Here is a 23408-nt window from a genome sequence, read left to right on the forward strand (position 1 = left end):
CCCCTCTCCAACGCCCGCCCGTACGCAGGCCGCGCATGAATGCGCTGCAAGAACCCACTTACAGCAGGCAGTTGCGACTCCATCCCACCGCGCGCTGTCGCCGCCTCGAGCGGAAAACTCATCTGCACATCCGCGGCAGTGAACTCATCGCCGGCAAACCACTGGCTTTTAGCCAACTCTTTCTCGATGTAGCCCAAGTGCAGCTTCAATTGCGGATCGATAAAACTCGACTGCAACGTCGTCGCAATCTTGCGTGCAATGGGCTTCGCAAAGAATGGCATGGGCGCACTTGCAATGCGCAGTGCCACCAGCTTGAGCAGCAATGGCGGCATGGCCGACCCTTCCGCGTAATGCAACCAGTACGTATAGCGCAACCGCTCAGGCGTGCCCGCGGCCGGCGCAAAACGTCCCTGCCCATACTTGCCGACCAGATACTCGATAATCGCACCCGACTCGGCAATGGTCAGTCCATCGTCCGTAATGACGGGTGACTTGCCGAGCGGATGCACCGCGCGCAACTCGGGCGGCGCGAGCATGGTTTGCGGATCGCGCTCGTATCGCTTGATCTCGTACGGAACGCCGAGCTCTTCGAGTAGCCACAAGACGCGCTGCGAGCGCGAGTTATTCAAATGATGGACAGTCAGCATGGGTCGACAAACGTTGGCCAGTGGAACGTCACATCATAGGGCTATTGTCCCGAGTCGGGCTTCTAGCCGCACGCCCAACGCGTTCACACGCGCGACTTGCTGCCCATCAACTGGTTGGAAGGCAGGCTTTCGTCAAGCAACTTCCGCGCGCTTTCAATTCCGGCCACAGGCAACCCTTCGGGATTGAGCAGGCCCACTTGCACAAGCACGCTCGCCTGATCCCAATAGATGTGCTCGTTATACAGCTTGTCGCCGCGAAAGCACACCACCGCAAGCATCGGCACCTCGAAGTACTTCCCGGTCGGAGCAACGCCTGGCAATAGCCAGTCTATTTCGCAGCTATGCGTGCAACTAAAAATAAACTCGTCGACGATACGATCCGCGCCTATGGTCCGCGAAATCGGAATCAGCTTTGTGTCAGGCGGATTGGAGTTGACGAAGTGATGCGTGTAAAACCGCTTGAGATTGTCATGACCGACGCCGCCCGTCATCGTAGGAACATGGTTGACGTAGGGCTCCGCAACCATGGTGGGCATGACGGCTTCCACGTCGCGCGTGGCGAACTCGTGGTAGCAATGCGCCTCCCACAGCGCATTCAGATCGTAGACCGGGCCGAGCACCTTGCGCAGCAAGGCAAGCGTGCGCGAATACGCCATCATTGCCGCGGGCTTGTCGTATTGCGGACGCGAAGGCGCGGCAAACGCATGATCGCAACCGGGGTACACGTACTGCTCGATTTGAGCACGCGTGCGTAGCGCGGCGCTGATTCGCTCGCGGGTTTGCGGCGGGCACAGCGCGTCGTTTTCGGGGAAATGAAACACCATCGGGCAGCGCACAGCAGGCACTTCGTCCAGATACGCGTCGAGGCCCACGCCGTAGTAGCTCACCGCGCAATCCACATCGGTACGCGCCGCGCTCAGAAACGCGAGCTTGCCGCCGAGGCAATAGCCGACCGTGCCAACCTTGCCGACCTGCTCGGGCATGGCACGCAAGGCCGCAATGGTGGCCGCAATATCGTCGATGGCGAGGTCGGTGTCGAACTGGTTCAGATAGTCGAGCGCCTGCTTCATGTCGGCTTCACCATAGCCGAGTTCTATGCCCGGTTTGATGCGCCAGAACAGATCGGGCACCAGCACCACGTAACCCTCTTCGGCAAAGCGCTCGGCCGTCGCCTTCATGGTGTCGTTGATGCCGAAAATTTCCTGCAGCAGAACGAGCCCAGGTCCCGAGCCCTGCGCGGGACGTGCAACGTAGGCGTTGAAACGGCCGCCGTCCTGGGCGACCACTTCCATGAAAGAGCCGGCCATGCGTATATCTCCTGAAGTGTGCGAGGAAGAAGCCTATGCCATCGTACGCAATTCGAAGCGCTTGAGCTTGCCTGTTTCGGTGCGCGGCAGTGAATCGACGAAAGCGACGACACGCGGGTACTTGTACGGCGCCACCGTATTCTTCACGAATTCCTGCAACTGTGCGACGAGTTTGTCATCCGGCGCATAGCCGGGGTTCAGCACGACGAAGGCTTTCACGACCTGCCCGCGTGTGTCGTCCGGTGCGCCGACCACCCCGCACTCGGCTACGGCTTCATGTTGCAGCAGCACGCTTTCCACTTCGGGACCGGAAATGTTGTAGCCGGCGGAGACAATCATGTCGTCGGCGCGCGCCTGGTAAAAGACGTAGCCGTCTTTGTCGATATAGACGGAATCGCCCGGCAGGTTCCAGCCGTCGCGCACGAACTTCGTTTGCCGTTCGTCCGCGAGATAGCGGCAGCCGGTCGGCCCGCGCACCGCGAGCTTGCCGATGGTGCCGGGCGCAACCGGTTGCATGGCGTCGTCCACGGCTTGCACGAGGTAGCCTGGCACCGCACGGCCGATTGCGTTGGGACGTATGTCACTGCCGGCCGCGGAAATGAAGATGTGGATCAACTCGGTGCCGCCAATGCCATCGATCATGTCGATGCCGGTTGACTCGCGCCACAGGCGCCTGGTCGCATCGGGCAACGCCTCGCCGGCGGATACGGTCTTTCGCAAACTCGACACATTGTGATGCGCAACGAGCGGTGCCATTTGCCGATAAAACGTCGGCGCGGTGAACATAATGGTCGCGTGAAAGCGCTCGACGGTTTCCAGCAGCGTCTGCGGCGTGAGCTTTTCGATCAACACCGTGGACGCGCCCACACGCAAAGGAAAGCACAGCAAGCCGCCCAGCCCGAAAGTGAACGCAAGCGGCGGCGTGCCGCAGAAAATGTCGCTGGCAGAAGGCTTCAGCACATGGCGCGGAAAGAGGTCGCACATGGCGAGCACGTCGCGATGAAAATGCATGCAGCCCTTCGGCTCACCTGTCGTGCCGCTTGTGAACGCGATCAGACAGACGTCGTCGGCGGCGGTATCGCAGGCAGTGAATTCAGCGGGCTTGTTAATGGCTAGCGTATCGAGCGATCCGGCCGCGTCGTCATGAAACACCAGCGTCTGCTTCAACTCGGCAGAGTAGAACTCGTCCTGCGGATCGGTGCAGCGCGCGAGCTCTTCTGTCAAACGCGCATCGCAAAGCGCGGCGCGCACTTGCGCCTTCACGATGATCTGCTTCAACTCCTTCGCGCGCAGCAAAGGCATGGTCGGCACCACAACGAGCCCCACCTTCAGCGCGGCCAGCGCCGCCACCGCCATCTGCAACGTATTCGGCCCGCGCAGCAGAACGCGGTTGCCAGGCTGCAAACCCATTTCGTCGACCAGCACATGCGCGTTGCGGTTCACCATTGCGAGCAGTTCGTTGTAGGTGGTGGCGCGCGGCTCCCCATCCACCAGCGACCACACAGCGGGACGCTCGCCGTGACCCGCTTCGATCGTTCTATCCAGCAGTTCGGTCGCGCAATTGAAACGTGCCGGATAAGCCACGTCGGGGTTGTCCAACAGAAAAACAGGCCATTGATCCTGCGGCGGAAGATTGTCGCGCGCGAAAGTATCGACGTGTGCTGACGGTTCCATCGTGGTCTCCCCGGTATCGAGCCGGCTCCAGCGCTTCAGTTGACGAGGGTTTGCATGTTCTTACTGCGGAATGACGGCGGTTGCTTCAATTTCTACTTTGGCTCGGTCTTCTATCAACGCGACAACCTGCACCGCGCTCATTGCTATGTCGTAGTCGCCGATCAACTCGCGAAACGCGCGGCCAATCTCTTTCAGCGACGCCAGGTACTCGCGCTTGTCGGTGACGTACCACGTCATGCGCACCAGGTGCTCTGGCTTGCCGCCCGCTTCGTGCAGCACGGCGAGCACATTGCTCAGCGCCTGAATCGCCTGAGCCGCGAAGTCGTCGGTCTGGAACTGCGCCTGTTCGTCCCAGCCTATCTGGCCTGCAATGAACACCTGAATGCCAGTGGCCGCGACGCCGTTTGCGTAACCGCGCGGCTTGACCCAGCCGGCAGGAAGAAGAGCTTTTTTCATGAGCGTTGCGCCTCGCTGAATTCAGGCTGTGGAGCGAACGTCGCGAGTGCGCTCGCGATGTCGGCGGGAATCTCGATTGAGCGGCTGCTTTCCAGCGACGTCGTGACCAGCACCTGTTTCGCCCGGAAACGCGCCTCGCCGTTGCAATGACCGAGAATGTCGAGGCTGATGGAGCGCCGGCCGATTGCGGCAACGTTGAGCGTGAGCATGATGGTTTCGCCCATCTGGCTCGGCCGCGAAAACTCGCAGTCGAGTTTGACGATCGGCAAGCCGATGCGGCGCTGGCCGATCATCTGCGCATAGTCGATGTGCAGGCCCTCGTTGAACCAGTCTTCAACGAGCGCGTTGGTCATGACCAGATATTGCGGAAAGAACACGATGCCCGCAGGGTCGCAATGCGAAAAGCGGATACGTACGGGCCTTTCGAACTGAGCGGTCATTTGAGGTTTGCTCCCGCGCCTGAGCCTGCGCTTACGCTCGCATTTGCGGCTGCGTGCGCCTTCAACAAATCGCGGCCCACAATCAACTGCTGCACTTCAGTGGCGCCTTCGTAAATGCGCAGCGCGCGAATCTCGCGATACAGCATTTCGACGGCCACGCCGCTTTGCACGCCCATGCCGCCATACAGTTGCACGGCGGCGTCGATCACCTGTTGCGCGCCTTCGCTTGCGTGCCATTTCGCCATGGCGGCTTCGCGCGTCACGCTTTCGCCCTGATCGCGCAGCCATGCCGCGCGATAGACCAGCAGCGCGCTGCTGTCGATGGTCAAAGCCATCTGTGCGAGCCTGGCTTGCGTGAGTTGGAAGTCGCCGAGCGTCTGGCCGAACATCTTGCGCGACGCAGCGCGGGCGAGTGCCTCCGCCATTGCATGTCGCGCGAAGCCGAGCGACGCAGCCGCAACCGATGTACGAAAAATGTCGAGCGTACGCATGGCGATCTTGAAGCCTTCGCCGGGCGCGCCGAGCATCCGGCTGCGCGGCACGCGTGCCCCGTCGAAACGCAGACGCGCCAGCGGATGCGGTGCGATCACGTCGATACGTTCGGCAATCTCGAGCCCCGGCGTATCCGCGTCTACAACGAACGCGCTGATGCCGCGTGCGCCCGGCGCTTCGCCGCTGCGTGCAAAGACAACGTAGAAGTCGGCAATGCCGCCGTTGGATATCCACGTCTTTTCGCCGTCGAGCACGTAGGCGTCGCCGTCTGCACGCGCAGTCAGGGACATGGCCGCGACGTCCGATCCCGCTTCCGGTTCGGACAACGCAAACGCGGCAACGGCCGTGCCGTTTGCTACGCGCGGCAAGTAGTGCGCTTTCTGTTCATGCGTACCGGCAAGCGAGATTGCTCCGGAGCCGAGCCCTTGCATCGCGAGTGCGAAATCCGCGAGACCTGAATGCTTCGCGAGCGTTTCGCGCAGCAGACAGACCGCGCGCGTGTCGATCGTGTCGCCGTGGCCGCCGTAGGCGACGCCGCCCACGCCATACTTGAGCCAGCCGGCCGCGCCGAGGTCGCGCACGAGTTGACGGCAGGCGTCATCCACTTCGTGGCGCTCGACATGCGCCGTGTGCGAAAGATGGTCGCGACACCATGCCTCGATACCCGCACCCAGTTCCCGGTGACGCGGCTCGAAAAACGGCCACGCCAGCGGGCTATGCAGATCCATGTTGGTAGCGGCGCTCAACTCAGTCTCCTTCGAACACCGGGCGCTGCTTCGCGGCGAACGCCTGATATGCGCGCTCGAAGTCGCGCGTGCTCATGCAAATGGCTTGCGCCTGCGCTTCGGATTCAATGGCTTCGTCAATGCTCATGCTCCATTCCTGGTGCAGCATTTTCTTCGTGATGCCGTGCGCGAATGTGGGACCGGCGACAAGATCGGCGGCGAGCTTCTGTGCTTCTTCGAGGAGAGCGGCCGGTTCGCACAGCCGGTTATAGAAGCCCCACGCGTAGCCTTCGTCGCCGCTCGCGGATCGCCCGGTGAACAGCAGTTCGGCGGCGCGCCCCTGACCGATGATGCGCGGCAGAATCGCGCAAGCGCCCATATCGCAGCCCGCCAGGCCGACGCGCGAAAAGAGAAACGCGAGCTTGCTGCGCGCGGTGCCAACACGCATGTCGGACGCCATCGCGAGAATTGCGCCTGCACCGGCGCACACGCCGTCCACGGCCGCAATCACCGGCTGCGGGCAATGGCGCATTGCTTTGACGAGATCGCCCGTCATGCGCGTGAAAAGCAGCAGTTCCGGCATGGGCAAATCGATCAGCGGCGCGATGATGTCGTGCACGTCGCCGCCCGAGCAGAAGTTCTCACCCGCGCCGTGGATCACCACCGCCTTCACATCGGTCGCATATGCAAGCTGACGGAACAGGTCGCGCAACTCCGCGTACGACTCGAATGTGAGCGGATTCTTGCGCTCCGGGCGATTCAGCGTGATAGTCGCAACCTTGTTCGCGACCGCCCAGCCGAAGTGCTGCGCTTCATAACCTGCGAGCGTGACGCGATTGCCGGTGAAAAGAGCTTCGGCGTTTGCTTGTGGCATGTATGTCTCCTTCGGTGCCAAAGGCGTGGATCAGTCTTTCAGACTATCCAGCAGATGCTTTTTCAGTTTGCCCAACCGCTGATGTGTGCGCGACTTTTCCTCGAGGCTCAGGCCGCCGAACAGTTCGACCACCCATTGCTCATGTGCGGCCGCCATCTTGTCGAACGCCTTGCGGCCTGCGGGCGTGAGGCATACGCTGATCGAGCGGCGATCGTTCGGGTCGGTGTCGCGCGAAACCAGCCCTTCTTTTTCCAATTGATCCGTAATGCCGGTCACATTGCCGCCCGTCACCATCAGGCGGCGCGACAGTTCAGTCATCTTCAAGCCTTCAGGATGACGCTCCAGTTGCGCCATCAGGTCGAAGCGCGGCAATGTGGTGTCGAATTCGTTACGCAGACGCTTGCGCAATTCGGCCTGCACGAGGTTGGTCGTGGTGAGCATGCGCAGCCATAAGCGCAGGCCCATGTGGCTGTCCGCACCCGTGCTCATTTCCAGATCCACCACGTTCTCCGCAGGCTTGGCGACGCCCTTGCGCGGCGCCTTGGTGTCTGCTGCCTTGCTGTCGCTCGCCGAAATCTTCTTGACGTTGGCTGGCTTGCTCACATTACTTCTCCACCGGAGATGGAAACGGACTGCCCTGTGATTGCATCCGAACCCGGCTGGCATAACCACAGCACTGCATTGGCCACCTGTTCGGGACTCACGAAGCGATGTTGCGGATTGGAGCGAAGCAGGCTTTCGCGCGCCTGCTCCTCGGTGCGCGAGGTCTTGCTGGTGATCTGTTGCAGCGATGCGTGCAACAGTTCCGTTTCCGTATAGCCAGGACATACCGCGTTCACGGTAATGCCCTTGGTCGCGACTTCGAGCGCAAGCGAGCGCGTCAAACCAATCACGCCATGTTTAGCCGCGCAATAAGCGGCCACATACGCATAACCGATCTGCCCGGCAGTGCTCGCCACATTGACGATACGCCCGCGACCGCGTTCGAGCATGCCGGGCAACACCGCGCGCGTGCCGAGAAAAACGCCGGTGAGGTTCACGTCGAGCATGCGCTGCCACAGCGTCATGTCGGTGTGCGTAAATGGTGCGGCTTGTGCCTGGCCCGCGTTGTTGATCAGGATGTCGACCGCACCGGCCTTGTTGAATGCTCTCGCGACCGACTCTTCATGCGTGACGTCTACGCTGATGCATGCCACCTCGCCCAATGCACGGCACTTTTCGCGCTGCATGTCGAGGCGCTCTGCATTGCGGCCCATCAACGTCACGCGTGCGCCGGCGCGCAGCAGCGCTTCGGCTATGGCGGCGCCAATGCCGCTGCCGCCGCCCGTAACGACCGCGTGTTGTCCCGCGAGGGTCGACTGGTTTGAATTCACGTGGTTCCTTCCGCGCGCTGCGCGCGCTCCTGCGCCGAAAGGCCGGCATTCGCCGCAGCCTGAGCGCGTTCGCGCTCCAGGTTGCGTTCGAGTTGCGACTTCGCGGCGGTGTACTGGTTTGGCCATGCCACGTCGAAATAGCCGATTTTCGCGGCCTCGTTCAACGTCCACGACGGATTGGCAAGATGCGGACGTGCAATCGCGCAAAGATCGGCGCGGCCCGCCGCGATAATGCTGTTCACGTGGTCGGCTTCTGAAATCGCGCCCACCGCGATGGTCGCAATGCCCGCTTCATTGCGCACGCGATCTGCGAACGGCGTCTGAAACATGCGGCCATACACGGGCTTTTCTTCCTTGCTGACCTGACCCGACGATACGTCGATCATGTCGGCGCCCGCGGCCTTGAATGCGCGCGCGATCTGCACCGCGTCGTCGGGCGTCGTACCGCCTTCCACCCAATCGTTCGCGGAGATTCGCACCGAGATCGGCTTGTCTTCTGGCCACACGGCGCGAATCGCCTTGAACACCTGCAATGGATAACGCAAGCGGTTTTCGAGCGAGCCGCCGTATTCATCCGTGCGATGGTTGGTGAGCGGCGACAGGAAGCTCGACAGAAAATAGCCGTGCGCGCAGTGCAATTCGAGCCAGTCGAAACCCGCTTCGGCGGACATTTGCGTTGCCCGGACGAACTGCGCTTCTATTTCGCGCAGATCGTCGTGCGAGGCTTCGCGCGAATACTGGCTGATGCCGCGCAAATACTGCTGCGGCGAAGCGGAAACGAGCGGCCAGTTACCCTGCGCAAGCGGCTGGTCGATGCCTTCCCAGGCGACGCGCGTCGAGCCCTTCGCGCCGGAATGTCCAAGCTGGATGCCGATTTTGGCGTCGGACTGGCGATGCACGAGATCGACTATGCGCTTCCACGCGGTGAGGTGCTCGGGCGCATACATGCCGGGACACGCTGGCGTGATGCGAGCTTGCGGCGAAACACAGGTCATTTCGGTCATGACGAGCGCGGCGCCGCCCATTGCACGCGCGCCGAGATGCATCAGATGGTAGTCGCTGGCAATGCCGTCGACGGCCGAGTATTGCGCCATCGGCGAGACCACCACGCGGTTTTTCAGCGTGACGCCGCGCAATGTGAACGGGGTGAACATTGGCGGAATGGAATGCTTTTGCGGCGCGCGCTCGACGCCTGAGCGCCGCGCGAGCCAGTCTTCGAAAGCGGACACGTAACGCGCGTCGCGTTCGCGCAGGTTTTCGTGCGAAATGCGCTGCGAGCGCGTGAGCAGCGAATACGCGAACTGTTCCGGCTCGAACGACGTGTAGCGGTCCACATGCTCGAACCATTCCGTCGAGTTGCGCGCGGCGTTCTGAATGCGCAAAACGTCGACGCTGCGTACTTCCGTGTAGTGCTTTAACGCCGCGTGCAGATCGCCGGGATGCGCGCCTATGCTGTTGGCGAGTTCTATCGAATCTTCGAGCGCGAGCTTGGTGCCCGAGCCAATCGAGAAGTGCGCGGTATGTGCCGCGTCGCCCATCAGCACCACTGGCGTTTGCGTGCCGTCCGCATTATTGCGCCAGTGAACCCATTCCTCGTTGACCACGCGCGGAAACCGGATCCACTGCGACGAGCCGCGCAAATGCGCGGCGTTGGATAGCAGCGAGTGGCCGTCCAGATACTTGGCGAACAGCTTTTCGCAGAATGCGATGCTCTCTTCCTTGCTCATTTCGTCGAGTCCGGCGGCGCGCCATACGCGCTCCGGCGTTTCGACAATGAAGGTGGAGGTCTGGTCGTCGAAACGATACGCATGGGCCTGGAACCAGCCGAATTCGGTTTTCTCGAACGCGAACGTGAACGCGTCGAACAGTTTTTTCGTGCCGAGCCAGACGAAGCGGCAATCGCGCACATCCACATTCGGCTTGTACGTTGCGGCGTAGTGCTGGCGGATCGCGCTGTTTGCTCCGTCGCACGCGACGATCAGGTCCGCTTGATAGTCGGCGTCGTTCGTGACCTGCGTTTCGAAGACGAGCTTCACACCCAGTTCTTCGCAACGCGCCTGAAGGATATTCAGCAGACGTTTGCGGCCAATGCCGCAGAAACCGTGACCGGACGAGCGCACGGTGCGTCCGCGGAAATGGATTTCAATGTCGTCCCAATGGTTGAACGCGTTCAGTATGGCGTCGGCGGTGGGCGCGTCTGCGGCCCGCAGATTGCCGAGCGTCTGGTCCGAGAACACGACACCCCAGCCGAATGTGTCGTAGGGACGGTTGCGTTCGACGACGGTGACCTCGTGCGCCGGGTTGCGGCTTTTCATCAACAGGCCGAAGTACAAGCCCGCCGGGCCGCCGCCGATACAGACGATACGCATGCTGTCCCCACTGTGAACTTTGCTGGTGGGGTTAATTTAGGTGTTGATAGTTTAGATGTCAAGTAAATATGCGGGGAGCCGTGCAGTGGACAGTGACCGTACAAACGGTGCCATCCAATCCATACGGTTAGAATTGGCTTTCGCTGGTATCTGTTTTCGATTCTTTCTATTACTGGAGGCGAACGTGCCAGGATTACTTCCCGATGTCGACCGCGACGGACTTCTCGAATACTCAGTCGTGTACACCGACCGATCGATCAATCACATGTCGCAGCTGTTTCAGGGAGTCGTGCGCGATATTTCCACCTCCCTGAAAAAGGTCTACAACGCGAGGTCGGCCGTCGTGGTCCCCGGCAGCGGGACTTTCGGCATGGAGGCCGTTGCCCGACAGTTCGCGACGGACAAAAAATGTTTGGTCATCCGCAATGGCTGGTTCAGCTTCCGCTGGTCGCAGATTTTCGACATGGGCGGCATTCCGTCTGAGTCCATAGTGCTGAAGGCGCGACCGGTCGAGCAGGGGCGGCAGGCTGCCTATGCGCCGCCGCCCATCGAAGAGGTGGTCGCTGCGATCAGGCAAAGCAAGCCGGATCTGGTCTTCGCACCGCACGTAGAAACCGCGTCCGGAATCATGCTGCCAGACGCCTATCTGCGCGCGGTGGCCGACGCGGTGCATGACGTCGGCGGCATGTTTGTACTCGATTGCATTGCATCCGGCACGATCTGGGTTGACATGCAGGCCAGTGGCGTAGATGTCCTGATCAGCGCACCGCAAAAGGGATGGAGCGCCTCGCCATGCTGCGCGCTCGTCATGTTGAGTCCGCTCGCACGTGAAAGAATCGACGCAACCACCAGTACCAGCTTCGCCTGCGATCTCCGCAAATGGCTGCAGATCATGGAGGCTTACGAGGACGGCGGGTTCGCGTACCACGCCACGATGCCAACGGACAGTCTCGCCACGTTGCGCGACGTCATGAAGGAAACTGACGCATACGGCTTCGACAAAGTGCAAGCGGAGCAGCTCGAGCTTGGCAAGCGTGTTCGCTCACTCCTCGCGGCCAAAGGTTTCAGAAGCGTGGCGGCGGAAGGTTTTCACGCGCCAGGCGTCGTGGTGAGCTACACGGATGACGATGGCATACGCTCCGGCAAGAAATTTGCCGATGCTGGCTTGCAGATTGCGCCCGGCGTCCCTCTTCAGTGCGATGAGCCCGAGGACTTCAAGACATTCCGCGTCGGCTTGTTCGGTCTCGACAAACTGCATGACGTGGAAGGCACGGTCGCGAGGCTCGCCAAGGCGCTGGACAGCTTTGCATAGAGCGCTTTGGCCAAACCTATGTGCTTCTATGCGAGCAGCAGCAACGCATCCCCGAGCGACAGCACGGTGGTACGTGTGTCAAATGCGGTGGCGAACAAATGTTCGTGTACGACAAGGTCGGGGTCGTAGCAGCAATCCTTGACCGTGTACAGACGGAAGTCGGCATCGCTCGCATAGGCGACTGACGACAGCACAACACCGGTTGACGCAATGCCAACCATAATCAGCGAATCGACGCCTTGCGAGGAGAGTCTTGTCTGCAGATCGGTGCCAAAGAACACACTGGCGCGATGTGCGATGATCAGCGGTTCATCAGGCCGCTGACCCAACTCCGGCGCGGTCCGGTCGTCAATGAAGCGACCGAGCTGTTTGATCCCCTGCCCATTCTTGTTCCGTGGGCTGACTTCTGGATAGCCCGGACCGAACCGGAGGTTGGCGAAACAGACGCGGACGCCTTTGGCGCGGGCCGCGTCGCACAACTTTCGTGTATTCGCGAGCAAGGCGGGCGCGACCGATGGAAAGAGCCCGAGAATGTCCGTCCGATAGTGCATGACGACGAGCGCGGTTTGCGCCGGCACGATTGGCGGGATTTGCGGGCTCATGCGCTGCTCGGACGCACTTCTGATGCCATCGTCTTCGCCTTCGCCAACACTGGGCCTCACGCTGTTCGCCATTGCGCCTCCGGAATTGTTTTTCGTTGAACGCAGCCAAGCATCGTCTCGCCAGAAGACGCTTTACTGCCACGGAAATTGTACTTTAGGGCGACAGACGAGCGGCACGCGCCGCGATCGCTCAGGCCAACGGCATGTGCCTGCGTGCGCCTCTCACATAGGGGCAGTAGTCTTGCAGCGAAAGAGCGGCCCACCTGACGGCGGCTTTCCAGACGAAAACCGCCCACTACAAAGCCGGCGATCAACGCGGCCGAGATTGCGCCCCCTGATGCGCCCCCTGATGCGCCCCCTGATGCGCCAGTCGGCGCCCCAGCTTTGTGCCCCGATCACGCAGCATGCGCAACCGCATACGCCGCCGCCTGCACACGCGAACTCAGCTTCAGCTTGCGCAGAATGTGCTGCACATGAATCTTTACCGTCGCTTCTGCGATATTCAGCGCGCGTGCTATTTCCTTGTTGGTTCTGCCCTGCGCGATATGCTCGAGAATCTCGGCTTCCCTTACCGACAGATCACGAATCGGATTCTGCTCGGGACGGCCTTCGTCCAACTTGACGCCGTTTTGCAACGCATTGAAGGCGCTCACCAGTTTGCCGGTCATTTCGGGGCTGATTGCGGATTCGCCTGCCATCGTTCGCACAATGGCGGTGGTCATTGCGTCGCTGTCCACGGTCTTCAGCAGATAGCCGCGTGCGCCGCCGCGCAGCGCCGCAGCAAGATCGTTTGCGTCTTCGCTGACCGTGAGCATCAACACGCGTGCCTCTGGCGCGGCTTCCTTGAGGCCGGCTAGCGCGTCGACACCCTTCACGCCCGGCAAGTGGTTGTCGAGCAAAATAATGTCCGGCTGCGTTTCGGCAGCGCGCCGATAAGCTTCGCCGGCGTCGCCGGCTTCGGCCACCACGATGAATCGCGGGTCGGCGGTGAGCAGCGCGATCACGCCACGCCGCAATAGCGTATGGTCGTCAACGACCAGCACGCGAATCTGTTTCTGTTCGGTCATGCCGCCAGTCTCCTCGGTTCAGGTAGCGTCAGCACGATGCAGGTGCCGGAGCCGGGCACGGAAGCAATCTCCACGTCCGCGTCGATACGCTCGGCTCTCTCATGCATGATGCGCAAACCCACATGCGTTTCGTCGTGCGCGGCGCCTTCTACCGCAAAGCCGCAGCCGTCGTCACGCACTTCCACGCGCCACTGTGGGGTCTGCTGCACGTCCACCCACACTTCGCGCGCTTGCGCATGCTTGCGGACGTTCGAAAGCGCTTCCTGCACGACGTGCAGAACCTGCACCTGCACGTCGGCGGGCAAGGGTACGCCATGACCTTCTATGGACAGATGCGTGGTGAGACCCGTCTGGTGCTCGAACTTCTGCAAGGTGGTTTGCAGCGCGGCGGCAATGTCTTCGGCGTTAGTGCGGGTACGGAAGTGCATCAGCAATTCGCGAACGTCGGACAGGCTTTCGTGAATGCCGGCCTCCAGTTCGCCGACCGTCTGTTGCGTGCGCGCGGCGTCCGCGTTTTTCAACGCGCTGCGCAACAGACCAGTCTGAATCTTCATGAACGCAAGGCTCTGCGCAATCGAGTCGTGAATTTCGCGGGCAATCAGGCTGCGCTCGGCAGCAACCGCGGCCTCACGTTCCAGGGCTCCGGCGCGCAGCCCTTCGATTGCAACGGCCAGATGGCTCGCCATTGTCTCCAGCAGCGTGCGGTCTTCGCCGGTGAGCACAGTGGGCGCGCGGTAGAACAGGTCCATTTCGCCGATCATGCGGTCCTGAAGCTGCACAGGCACGCTCACAATTTCCGTAAAGCCCGCCTGTCCGCAATCGCGCGGCATGCCTTCGCCTTCTACCCGAATCGGTATGACACGCGTGTCCGCCCGAGCGAGCGGCTGGCCGCAATGACAGTCGCCAGTCGGAATGCACTGTTCCCGGTCGGCCACGTTGCGGGGCAAACCATCGGACGCCAGCAGCAGGTAGCGCAGATTCGCTTCGTCGGACCAGCGGATTGCCGACGCATCGGCTTTCGCGACGCGTCTCACCTGCTTCGCGAAACCGTCGGCCAGTTCTTCGAGCGTCGACGCGTGAGCGGCAAAGGCGCTCGCTTCGTAGAGCGTGGTCAGGCGCGCATGCTGGGCCGCGAGCCGCAAGGTCTTTTCCTCGACCTTGACTTCGAGGTTCTGGTAGAGCTCCTGCAATGTCTCCGCCATGCGGTTGAAGCCCTCCGAGAGCGCGCCGAACTCGTCGCTCGACTCCACCGCGATGCGTGCCGACAGGTCGCCTTCGCGCACGCGAGCGAGCCCCGAGCGCAGCCGCTCGAGCGGATTGAATACGAACAGATACGCCGAATACAGGAGCGTGACCGCGCTCGCGATGGTCAGGCCGACCATCAGCACCTGCAGCAGGTTGAGGATGGTTGTCAGATTGGACAGACGCACTTCGATGGCCGAAACCAGTATGTCGATGTGTTCGACGAAGCGCTGAGCCTGTTGCGCGGCGAGCGTGGGGGCCGGCGCGGGACTCGCGGTCCAGGCCGCGCGGATGGTTTGCCACTCGCGCTGCACGTCCGCAAAGGCCGCGCTCGAGCGCGCATCGCGCGGCACCAGCAGGGGCCGTGCGGGATCGCCGTCGCGCAACAGGGCAACGCTCTGATCGAACTGGCTGAGCTGGGCTTTCGCTGTAAGCGCGTCGCTACGCGTAAGCGTTTGAGCGAGCCGCCAGGTTTGCATGCGCATGCGGCCGGCTTCGTTGACGGCCGCGGCGCCGCCCTCCAACTGCCAGCTTGCCCACAACGTATAGCCGATCGAAGCAAACGCCGCCAACAGCAGCGTGCCGCCGATAATGCCTAGCTTCGCGGCCAGTGTGTGGAATCTGCGCATGGGGGTCTCTGCATCGATCTGGGCAGCGCGCGCGAGGTCGCGTGCGCGAAAACGTCAGTCGATATATTTACCGGCCGCGGGTCCGGCACCCACTGATCCAGATCAATGCGGGGCGTATTGCGCTGCCTAAACGAAGCGTGCCAGCGCACCCAAAGGGTTGTGCGTGACAGCAATCGACGCGATGAAAAGATACAGACCGATAGCGCATCCATAAGCGGCGGCGCGCAGAGCGAGGCTCGGCGAACGCCTCATGGCGAGCGCGCCGGCCGCAATGTACAGCACAAGCAGCAAAAGCTTGACGCCAAGCCATGCGTCGCGTGCCGGGTTCAGGCGCAGCACGAGCCACAGGGTGAGGCCGGCGGCGAGCAGCAGCGTGTCGAGCGACGCACTGACTATGCGCCAGTGCTTATGCATCGGCCAGGCGCGCCCCGTCAGCACACTCGCGCCGCGCACGGCAAACAGCGCGCCGCTCACGCTGACGAGCGATACGTGAGTGACTTTGAGCGCCGGATAGAGATCGATCAACGACATGCCGCTCCTAGAGCCATATCAAGAGCTGCAAGACTACTGTACAAGTGGCGAGGCCGCACCATCCATCTGGACGCCCGTCATATCGGCCCGGCCCGCAAGCACGCTGATGTATTGGCGCAGCGCGGTCGCAAACGCCTGCTGGCGAAGCGCCTGCGCGACCGCTTCGCGGACGGTATCGAACTCGGGCACGATGCCTGGATCGCGCTCCATCACCTCGACCACGTGCAGGCCGAAGCGGCTATGCACGAGATGCGGCAGGACGCCTATGTCCGGTCGGCCGAACAGTTCCTTCGCGAACTCGGGCGCGCATTCGTCTGTGCGCAGCCAACCCAGATCGCCGCCATAGGCGCCGCTTGGACAGTTCGACATGCCTCGCGCGACGCGGGCGAAGCGGTCGCTCACTGTGCCATTTTCACAGCGCAGTTCCAGCAGGCACGACTCGGCACGTTTGCGCAGGGCGCCGATATCGAGGCCGGGCGTGACGGCGAACAGCACGTGACGCGCGCGTACCCGCTCGCCGACGGCGAAGCGGCCTGGCTGAGCGGCGTGGTATCGGCGGCAAGCGTCTTCCGTCGGCTCCGGCAGTTGCAGGGCGCGCTCGAGCAACGTGTCGATGGCCGCCGACGCAGCGACGCTGATCGCGCCGTCGACGGGTGCGGGATCGTGCGCACCGAGCAGACCTGCTTCGATAGCCGACTGACGCAGCAGTTCAATGCACGCGCGCTGCCGCAGCGCTTCGGCGGAGAGCGTTTCGCCTTCTCTGTACAGCGCAGTTCCGTTGACGGTTGCAACGTCGCATAGATTGTCTTGCATGGCCAATACTCCTGCGCGTCAGATTCTGCGACGCGGTTGTTGATGACCGGCCGGCACGTTCAGGCGGCGCGAGCGCACCACCTGATACGGGCGCAACAGATAGCCGACCGATGCAAAGCCGCTCCATACGTGCACGAGCCGCGTGAACGGGAACAGCAGAAACACCGTCATGCCGAGCACGATATGCACCTTGAACGGCCATTCCACGGTGAACAGGCCGCTGGCGTCGGGCCGGAACGTGACGATGCCTTGCGCCCAGTCGGCGAGTGCGAGCATGGTGTGCGCGTCTGCCCGGTCCGCGAACGAGTAGGGCAGCGTGACGAGCCCGAGGCACAGCTGTACCCACAGAATCACGAGGATGGCCAGGTCCGTGCGGCGGCTCGTGACGCGGATGCGCGGATCGAACATGCGCCGGTGAAGCAGCAGCGTCAGACCGGCAAAGCAGATCGCACCGGCTGTACCACCGGAGACGATCGCTAGCAGTTGCTTATGCTGCGCGCTGATAAACGGCGCATAGATGAAATGCGGAGTCAGCAGCCCCACCGTATGCCCGAACAGCAGGAACAGAATGCCCACGTGAAAAAGGTTGCTGCCCCAGCGCAATTGCCCGGCGCGCAGAAGTTGCGACGAATCGCTTTTCCACGTGTACTGGTCGCGATCGAAGCGCGCGAGGCAGCCCATCAGAAACACGGCGAGGCAAATGTACGGATAGACGCCGAAGAAAAACGTGTGCGCGGTAATGTTCATGTGGACGCTCCATGCGCAAATTGACCATGTTGACCAAGCTGGCCGGGTTGTACCGGTAGCGGCTGGCGTGACGTTCTGACGATATGCACCGGCTGTACTGCGCCTGCATTGCGTTGCCCCTCCGACGAACAACCGCCGAATGCGGCAGGTTCGCGCCACGTTTCGTCGAGCGCCGGCTCGGCGGGAACCTCGACCAGTTTCGTCGGTTCGCCAGCAAGTTCGAGCAGCGCCGCGAGCACGCTTGCGTAGGCGCTTTCACGCCTCGTCAATGCGCTAAACAGGTTGCGCAGGATATGCGCGATCTCGCGCAGAAAATCAGCGGCCGCTGCGGGCGGTTGCGTGGACGCATACTCCAGCACGACGGTCAGATGGTCCGGCAGTTCGTGCGACGAGAGGTAAAGACCCGCTTCTTCGTAAGTCCGGATCAGGTCGATCATCGCCGGACCGCGATCGCGCGAATCGCCGTGTACGTGCTCGAACAGATGCAAGGCGGTGCCGCGTCCGCGGTCGAAGAGGTCGACATACGACGCCTCGGCATCAAGCCCCTCGGAGTCGAGGAGCTGATCGAACAGCGCGTCGATTTCAGTGAGTCGTTGCTCGCTCAACGTGCGCTGCGCACGCAGTGCCGCGCGCATGGCGGGCAAATGCGCGCGCAGCGCCGCATCGGGATAGTCGAGCAGATGCGCCAGCACGCGCAGTGTCGTGGCGAGTGAATCAGAAAAAGCGGTATGGGTGGACATCGCTCAAACCTCGACTTTGATGGGAATGGTGCGCTTCTTGTCGCTGCCGAACAGACTCGTATGCGTGGTGCCGTCGGAACAGCCGTTGCCGAAACTGAACCCGCAACCGCCGCGAACGTTGAAAGCGTTTTCCGCGTACTCGCGGTGCGTTGTCGGAATCACGAAGCGGTCTTCGTAATTGGCAATGGCCATGGTGCGGTACATGTCTTCCACCTGCTCGACGCTCAAGCCCACTTGTTGCAGGGCCGCGTGGTTTTCCCAACCGTCGACATGCTTGCCACGCTGCCAGGCGCGCATGGCGAGCATCCGTTCGAGTGCGCGCACAACCGGTTGGGTATCGCCTGCGGTGAGCAGGTTGGCCAGATATCTCACAGGAATGCGCAACTGGTTCACGTCCGGAATCTCGCCGTTTGCGCTGATGTGGCCGGCATTGGCGGCGGCGGTGATAGGCGAAAGCGGCGGCACGTACCAGACCATCGGCAGCGTGCGGTATTCCGGATGTAGCGGCAAAGCGACCTTCCAGTCCATCGCCATCTTGTAGACGGGGCTCGCGCGCGCCGCGTCAAGCCAGTTCTCCGCTATGCCGTCTTTGCGGGCCTGCTCGATTACCTGCGGATCGTGCGGGTCAAGAAAGATGCCGAGCTGCGTTTCGTACAGATCCTTGTCGTGCTCGACGCTCGCCGCCTGTTCGATACGATCCGCGTCATACAGCAGCACGCCCAGATAGCGGATGCGCCCTACACATGTTTCGGAGCATACGGTGGGCTGTCCCGCCTCGATGCGCGGATAGCAGAAGATGCATTTCTCCGCCTTGCCGCTCTTCCAGTTGTAGTAGATCTTCTTGTACGGGCAGCCGCTTACGCACATGCGCCAGCCGCGGCACTTGTCCTGATCGATCAGCACGATGCCGTCTTCTTCGCGCTTGTAGATCGAGCCCGACGGGCACGACGCGACACATGCCGGATTCAGGCAGTGTTCGCACAGGCGCGGCAGGTACATCATGAAGGTATTCTCGAACTGCCCGTAGATGTCCTTCTGGATCTCGTCGAAGTTGCGGTCCTTGCTGCGCTTGCTGAATTCGCCGCCGAGAATTTCTTCCCAGTTCGGTCCCCACACGATCTTTTCCATCCGCTGGCCGGTAATCAGGCTGCGTGGCCGGGCCGTCGGGGCCGCTTTCATTTCCGGCGCGCTTTGCAGGTGGTCGTAGTCGAACGTGAAGGGCTCGTAGTAGTCGTCGATTTGCGGCAGGTTCGGGTTCGCGAAGATGCGCATCAGCAGCTTCCACTTCGCGCCCTGGCGCGGCGCAATCGAGCCGTCGGCGTGGCGCACCCAGCCGCCGTTCCATTTGTCCTGGTTCTCCCATTCCTTGGGGTAACCGATGCCGGGCTTCGTTTCGACATTGTTGAACCAGGCGTATTCCACGCCGGGACGGCTTGTCCAGACGTTCTTGCAGGTCACGCTGCAGGTGTGACAACCGATGCACTTGTCCAGGTTCAGCACCATGCCGATCTGTGCGCGTATTTTCATGATTTGGCTCCTTGAGACCGGCGATGTATCAGGGGTTCTCGCCCTGTGTCTGATAGGCGCGAGCGAACTCGTCGCCGCGTGGGGTGTCCAGCCAGTCGACGTTCCTCATCTTGCGCACCACGACGAACTCGTCGCGATTGGTGCCGATGGTCCCGTAGTAGTTGAACCCGTAGCTCAGTTGCGCATAGCCGCCTATCATGTGCGTGGGCTTGAGCACGATCCGCGTAACCGAGTTGTGAATGCCGCCGCGCACGCCGGTTATCTCCGAACCCGGCGTGTTGATGATTTTTTCCTGCGCGTGGTACATGAGCACCATGCCCGAGTTGACCCGCTGGCTGACCACCGCGCGCGCCGCAATCGCCCCGTTGATGTTGAAAAGCTCGACCCAGTCGTTGTCTTCAATACCGGCACGCTTCGCGTCGTCTTCGCTTAGCCACACCACCGGGCCGCCGCGGTTCAGCGTGAGCATCAACAGGTTGTCGCTATAGGTGCTGTGAATGCCCCATTTCTGATGCGGCGTGACGAAGTTGAGGACGAGTTCCTCCTGACCGTTGGGCTTGATGTTGTGCACGCCGCCCGTCGCCTTCAGATTGACTGGCGGACGGTAGCTCGAAAAGCCCTCGCCGAACGCAATCATCCACGGATGGTCCTGGTAGAACTGCTGGCGCCCGGTGAGCGTGCGCCAAGGAATCAGTTCGTGGACGTTGGTGTAGCCGGCGTTATAGCTGACCGTTTCACTTTCAATGCCGCTCCACGTGGGCGAACTGATGATCTTGCGCGGTTGCGCCTGCACGTCGCGGTAGCGGATCTTTTCGTCCTCGCGATAGAGCGCAAGATGCTTGTGGTCGCGACCCGTGGCTTTGGAAAGCGCTTCCCACGCTTTGACTGCCACGTGGCCGTTGGTTTCGGGCGCGAGCTGCAGGATCACTTCGCACGCGTCGATGTCCGTGACGATGCGCGGCATGCCCTTGGTCGGGCCGTCTTCTTCGGTCAGGCCGTTAAGCTGGCCGAGTTGCGTCACCTCGGTTTCCGTTTTCCACGCGATACCCTTGCCGCCATTGCCGGCGTTGTTCATCAACGGGCCGAGCGCGGTGAAGCGCTTGAAGAGATTCGGGTAGTCGCGCTCCACCACGGCGATCTGCGGCGCCGTCTTGCCGGGAACGAGGTCGCATTCGCCCTTCTTCCACTCCTTCACCTCGAACGGCTGCGCGAGTTCCGCCGGAGAATCGTGCATGAGCGGAGTGAGCACCACATCGCGCTCTACGCCGAGGTGGCCCACGCACACTTCGCTGAACGCTTTGGCGAAGCCCTTGTAGATTTCCCAGTCGGAACGCGCCTGCCATACCGGATCCACCGCTGCCGAAAGCGGATGGATAAACGGATGCATGTCGCTGGTGTTGAGGTCGTTCTTCTCGTACCAACTGGCGGTCGGCAGGACGATGTCCGAATACAGGCAGGTCGTGCTCATGCGGAAATCCAGCGTGACAAGCAGGTCGAGCTTGCCCTGCGGAGCTTCGTCGTGCCATTGCACTTCAACGGGCCGCGCGTCGTCGTTGCCCAGATCTTTGCCCTGCACGCCGTTTTCGGTGCCGAGCAGATGCTTGCAGAAGTACTCGTGACCCTTGCCCGAGGAGCCGAGCAGATTCGAACGCCACACGAACATATTGCGCGGCCAGTTCTGCGGTGCGTCGGGGTCTTCGCAACTCATCTGCAGGCTGCCGTCCGCAAGACCTCGCACGACGTAGTCTTTCGCGTCCATGCCTTGTGCCGCCGCCTGCTTTGCGAGCTCGAGCGGATTGGTCTTCAGCTGAGGCGCGCTAGGCAGCCAGCCCATGCGCTCGGCACGCACGTTGTAGTCGATCATGCTGCCGCCATACACGCGCTTGTCCGCAAGCGGCGAAGCGATTTCCTCCATGTTCAGCTTCTCGTAGCGCCATTGGTCCGTGTGCGCATAGAAGAAGCTCGTGCCGTTCATCTGCCGCGGCGGGCGAATCCAGTCGAGCGCGAAGGCGAGCGCCGTCCAGCCGGTTTGCGGACGCAGCTTTTCCTGGCCCACGTAGTGAGCCCAGCCGCCGCCGCTCTGGCCGATGCAGCCGCACATCATCAACAGATTGATCACGCCGCGATAGTTCATGTCGGCGTGATACCAGTGGTTCATTGCAGCGCCGATAATGACCATGGACTTGCCATGCGTCTTGTCCGCATTGGCGGCAAACTCGCGCGCCACGGTGACAATCTGATCGCGCGGCACGCCGGTAATCGACTCGGCCCACGCGGGCGTGTAGGCGGCATTGTCGTCGTAACTGGCCGCGCCGCTGCCGAGGCCCCGGTCTATGCCGTACTGCGCCGCCTGAAGATCGAACACGGTGGCCACCAGCACTTCGCGCGCGTCGCCTTCCTTGCCGAGGCGCAAGCGCACCGCCGGCGCTTTCACATGATTGATCTCGCCGTTCAGTTCGTTGGCGGGAAACTGCGGCGAGTGAACACCGCCGAAGTAGGGCAAGGCGACATCGACAATTTCATGCGGCTGCGCGCCGTCTTCGAGCACGGAGAGCTTGAGCGTAAGGGCCTCGCCGTGGCGGGCTTCTTTATCTTCCAGGTTCCATTTGCCCGCGTCTTCTTCCGCATTGGCATGCCAGCGAAAACCGATCGATCCGTTCGGCAGCACCGCGCGCCCGTTCGTGTCGAACGCGACGGTCTTCCACTCGGCATTGTTCGACTGACCGAGCTTGCCGTTAAAATCGCTCGCGCGCAGATAACGGTCCGGCACCAGCGTCTGCTGCCCGTCCGGCAACGTGTGCGTCTTGAGCATCACGAGCATGGGCAGGTCGGTGTAGCGTCGCGCGTAACCGTCGAAGTATTCGCTGCGCTTTTTGAAGTAGAACTCGTTGAACGCGACGTGGCCCATTGCCATCGCGAGGGCCGCGTCGGTGCCCTGGCGCGGATGCAACCACAGGTCGGACAGCTTCGCGACTTCGCTATAGTCCGGCGTCACTGCGACGGTTTTGGTGCCCTTGTAGCGGACTTCGGTGAAGAAGTGCGCGTCCGGCGTGCGCGTTTGCGGCACATTGCTGCCCCACGCAATGATGTACGAGGCGTTGTACCAATCGGCCGATTCGGGCACGTCGGTCTGTTCGCCCCAAATTTGCGGACTCGCCGGCGGCAGATCGCAATACCAGTCGTAGAAACTCATGCAGACGCCGCCGAGCAGGCTCAGGTAGCGGCTGCCCGCCGCGTAGCTGACCATGCTCATCGCGGGAATCGGCGAAAAGCCGATCACGCGGTCCGGGCCATGCGTTTTGATCGTGTAGACGTTGGCCGCGGCGACGATGCGGTTCACTTCGTCCCAGCTGCTGCGCACGAAGCCGCCCATGCCGCGCACTTGCTGATAGTCGCGTCTTGCTGCGGGATTTTCCACGATCGAGGCCCACGCCGCGACCGGGTCGCCGTGCGTCTGCAACGCGGCGCGCCAGCGTGCGAGCAGGCGGGCTCGCACCATCGGGTATTTCACGCGGTTCGCGCTGTACAGGTACCACGAGTACGAGGCGCCCCGCGCGCAGCCGCGCGGTTCATGATTGGGCATGTCCCAACGGGTGCGCGGGTAGTCGGTCTGCTGTGTTTCCCACGTTACGATGCCGCCCTTGACGTAGATCTTCCACGAACAGGAGCCGGTGCAGTTCACGCCGTGCGTGCTGCGCACGATCTTGTCGTGAGCCCAGCGATTCCGGTAGGTATCTTCCCACGTGCGGTCTTCGCCGGTGGTTACGCCGTGACCGTCCGCGAATTGCTCCTTTGGGAGCGCGAAGTGGGTCAGTCGGTCGAGAAAATGGCTCATGGAACG

At 61.9% G+C, this 23408-nt stretch carries 20 protein-coding genes; 1 reads left to right on the forward strand and 19 read right to left on the reverse strand.

Annotation, left to right across the window (positions count from 1 at the left end; translation table 11 throughout):
- From JNB89_RS25590 to JNB89_RS25635, 10 genes are all read right to left on the reverse strand, one after another.
- Positions 1-647: glutathione S-transferase (locus JNB89_RS25590; protein ID WP_220364070.1), on the reverse strand; the 647-nt coding region annotated here is incomplete at its 3' end.
- An 83-nt stretch (positions 648-730) separates the two neighbouring features.
- Positions 731-1954, reverse strand: a complete 1224-nt coding sequence (locus JNB89_RS25595; RefSeq protein WP_135890957.1) for a dienelactone hydrolase family protein — start codon at positions 1952-1954, stop codon at positions 731-733.
- A gap of 33 nt (positions 1955-1987) precedes the next feature.
- Positions 1988-3628 carry an AMP-binding protein gene (locus tag JNB89_RS25600; RefSeq protein ID WP_220364071.1) on the reverse strand — a complete coding sequence of 547 codons (1641 nt, stop codon included), beginning with the start codon at positions 3626-3628 and terminating at the stop codon, positions 1988-1990.
- Between the two features lie 60 nt (positions 3629-3688).
- Positions 3689-4084 (reverse strand): RidA family protein, encoded by a 396-nt coding sequence (locus JNB89_RS25605; protein ID WP_013342280.1) that lies wholly within the window; start codon positions 4082-4084, stop codon positions 3689-3691.
- Positions 4081-4524: an acyl-CoA thioesterase gene (locus tag JNB89_RS25610; protein ID WP_220364072.1), complete on the reverse strand. Its 444-nt coding sequence runs from the start codon at positions 4522-4524 to the stop codon at positions 4081-4083. Before JNB89_RS25610 ends, JNB89_RS25605 begins: the two co-directional genes overlap by 4 nt.
- Positions 4521-5762 (reverse strand): acyl-CoA dehydrogenase family protein, encoded by a 1242-nt coding sequence (locus JNB89_RS25615; protein WP_220364073.1) that lies wholly within the window; start codon positions 5760-5762, stop codon positions 4521-4523. The genes JNB89_RS25610 and JNB89_RS25615 overlap by 4 nt, the downstream gene beginning before the upstream one ends.
- Position 5763: 1 nt before the next feature.
- Complete coding sequence (locus JNB89_RS25620; RefSeq protein WP_220364074.1) at positions 5764-6615, reverse strand: enoyl-CoA hydratase family protein; 852 nt, start codon at positions 6613-6615, stop codon at positions 5764-5766.
- A 30-nt stretch (positions 6616-6645) separates the two neighbouring features.
- Complete coding sequence (locus JNB89_RS25625) at positions 6646-7218, reverse strand: MarR family winged helix-turn-helix transcriptional regulator (RefSeq protein ID WP_220364075.1); 573 nt, start codon at positions 7216-7218, stop codon at positions 6646-6648.
- Complete coding sequence (locus JNB89_RS25630) at positions 7215-7988, reverse strand: SDR family NAD(P)-dependent oxidoreductase (RefSeq protein ID WP_220364076.1); 774 nt, start codon at positions 7986-7988, stop codon at positions 7215-7217. Before JNB89_RS25630 ends, JNB89_RS25625 begins: the two co-directional genes overlap by 4 nt.
- Positions 7985-10357 carry a bifunctional salicylyl-CoA 5-hydroxylase/oxidoreductase gene (locus tag JNB89_RS25635; protein ID WP_220364078.1) on the reverse strand — a complete coding sequence of 791 codons (2373 nt, stop codon included), beginning with the start codon at positions 10355-10357 and terminating at the stop codon, positions 7985-7987. Before JNB89_RS25635 ends, JNB89_RS25630 begins: the two co-directional genes overlap by 4 nt.
- A gap of 184 nt (positions 10358-10541) precedes the next feature.
- Here JNB89_RS25635 and JNB89_RS25640 point away from each other — a divergent pair, with 184 nt between their 5' ends.
- Entirely contained in the window at positions 10542-11669 is a 1128-nt protein-coding gene (locus tag JNB89_RS25640; RefSeq protein ID WP_220364139.1) for an aminotransferase class V-fold PLP-dependent enzyme, read from the forward strand.
- Between the two features lie 26 nt (positions 11670-11695).
- Here JNB89_RS25640 and JNB89_RS25645 read toward each other — a convergent pair whose 3' ends face one another.
- From JNB89_RS25645 to JNB89_RS25685, 9 genes are all read right to left on the reverse strand, one after another.
- Positions 11696-12271 (reverse strand): isochorismatase family cysteine hydrolase, encoded by a 576-nt coding sequence (locus JNB89_RS25645; RefSeq protein ID WP_223216858.1) that lies wholly within the window; start codon positions 12269-12271, stop codon positions 11696-11698.
- A gap of 395 nt (positions 12272-12666) precedes the next feature.
- Positions 12667-13338, reverse strand: a complete 672-nt coding sequence (locus tag JNB89_RS25650) for a response regulator (protein WP_220364081.1) — start codon at positions 13336-13338, stop codon at positions 12667-12669.
- Entirely contained in the window at positions 13335-15209 is a 1875-nt protein-coding gene (locus JNB89_RS25655; RefSeq protein WP_220364082.1) for a type IV pili methyl-accepting chemotaxis transducer N-terminal domain-containing protein, read from the reverse strand. Before JNB89_RS25655 ends, JNB89_RS25650 begins: the two co-directional genes overlap by 4 nt.
- A 126-nt stretch (positions 15210-15335) precedes the next feature.
- Positions 15336-15740 carry a SirB2 family protein gene (locus tag JNB89_RS25660; RefSeq protein ID WP_013342291.1) on the reverse strand — a complete coding sequence of 135 codons (405 nt, stop codon included), beginning with the start codon at positions 15738-15740 and terminating at the stop codon, positions 15336-15338.
- Positions 15741-15773: 33 nt separating this feature from the next.
- Positions 15774-16553 carry a peptidylprolyl isomerase gene (locus JNB89_RS25665; protein ID WP_220364083.1) on the reverse strand — a complete coding sequence of 260 codons (780 nt, stop codon included), beginning with the start codon at positions 16551-16553 and terminating at the stop codon, positions 15774-15776.
- An 18-nt stretch (positions 16554-16571) separates the two neighbouring features.
- On the reverse strand, positions 16572-17300 hold the full coding sequence (gene narI, locus JNB89_RS25670) for a respiratory nitrate reductase subunit gamma (protein WP_220364084.1): 729 nt from the start codon (positions 17298-17300) through the stop codon (positions 16572-16574).
- A complete protein-coding gene (gene narJ / locus JNB89_RS25675) occupies positions 17297-18040 on the reverse strand; it encodes a nitrate reductase molybdenum cofactor assembly chaperone (protein WP_220364085.1) in 744 nt (247 codons plus the stop codon). Before narJ ends, narI begins: the two co-directional genes overlap by 4 nt.
- Positions 18041-18043: 3 nt before the next feature.
- Complete coding sequence (gene narH / locus JNB89_RS25680) at positions 18044-19567, reverse strand: nitrate reductase subunit beta (protein WP_220364086.1); 1524 nt, start codon at positions 19565-19567, stop codon at positions 18044-18046.
- A gap of 28 nt (positions 19568-19595) precedes the next feature.
- Entirely contained in the window at positions 19596-23402 is a 3807-nt protein-coding gene (locus JNB89_RS25685) for a nitrate reductase subunit alpha (RefSeq protein ID WP_220364087.1), read from the reverse strand.
- Positions 23403-23408: the final 6 nt, after the last annotated feature.

Source organism: Paraburkholderia phenoliruptrix (assembly GCF_019511605.1).
In the GTDB taxonomy this organism is placed as follows: Bacteria; Pseudomonadota; Gammaproteobacteria; order Burkholderiales; family Burkholderiaceae; genus Paraburkholderia; species Paraburkholderia phenoliruptrix_A.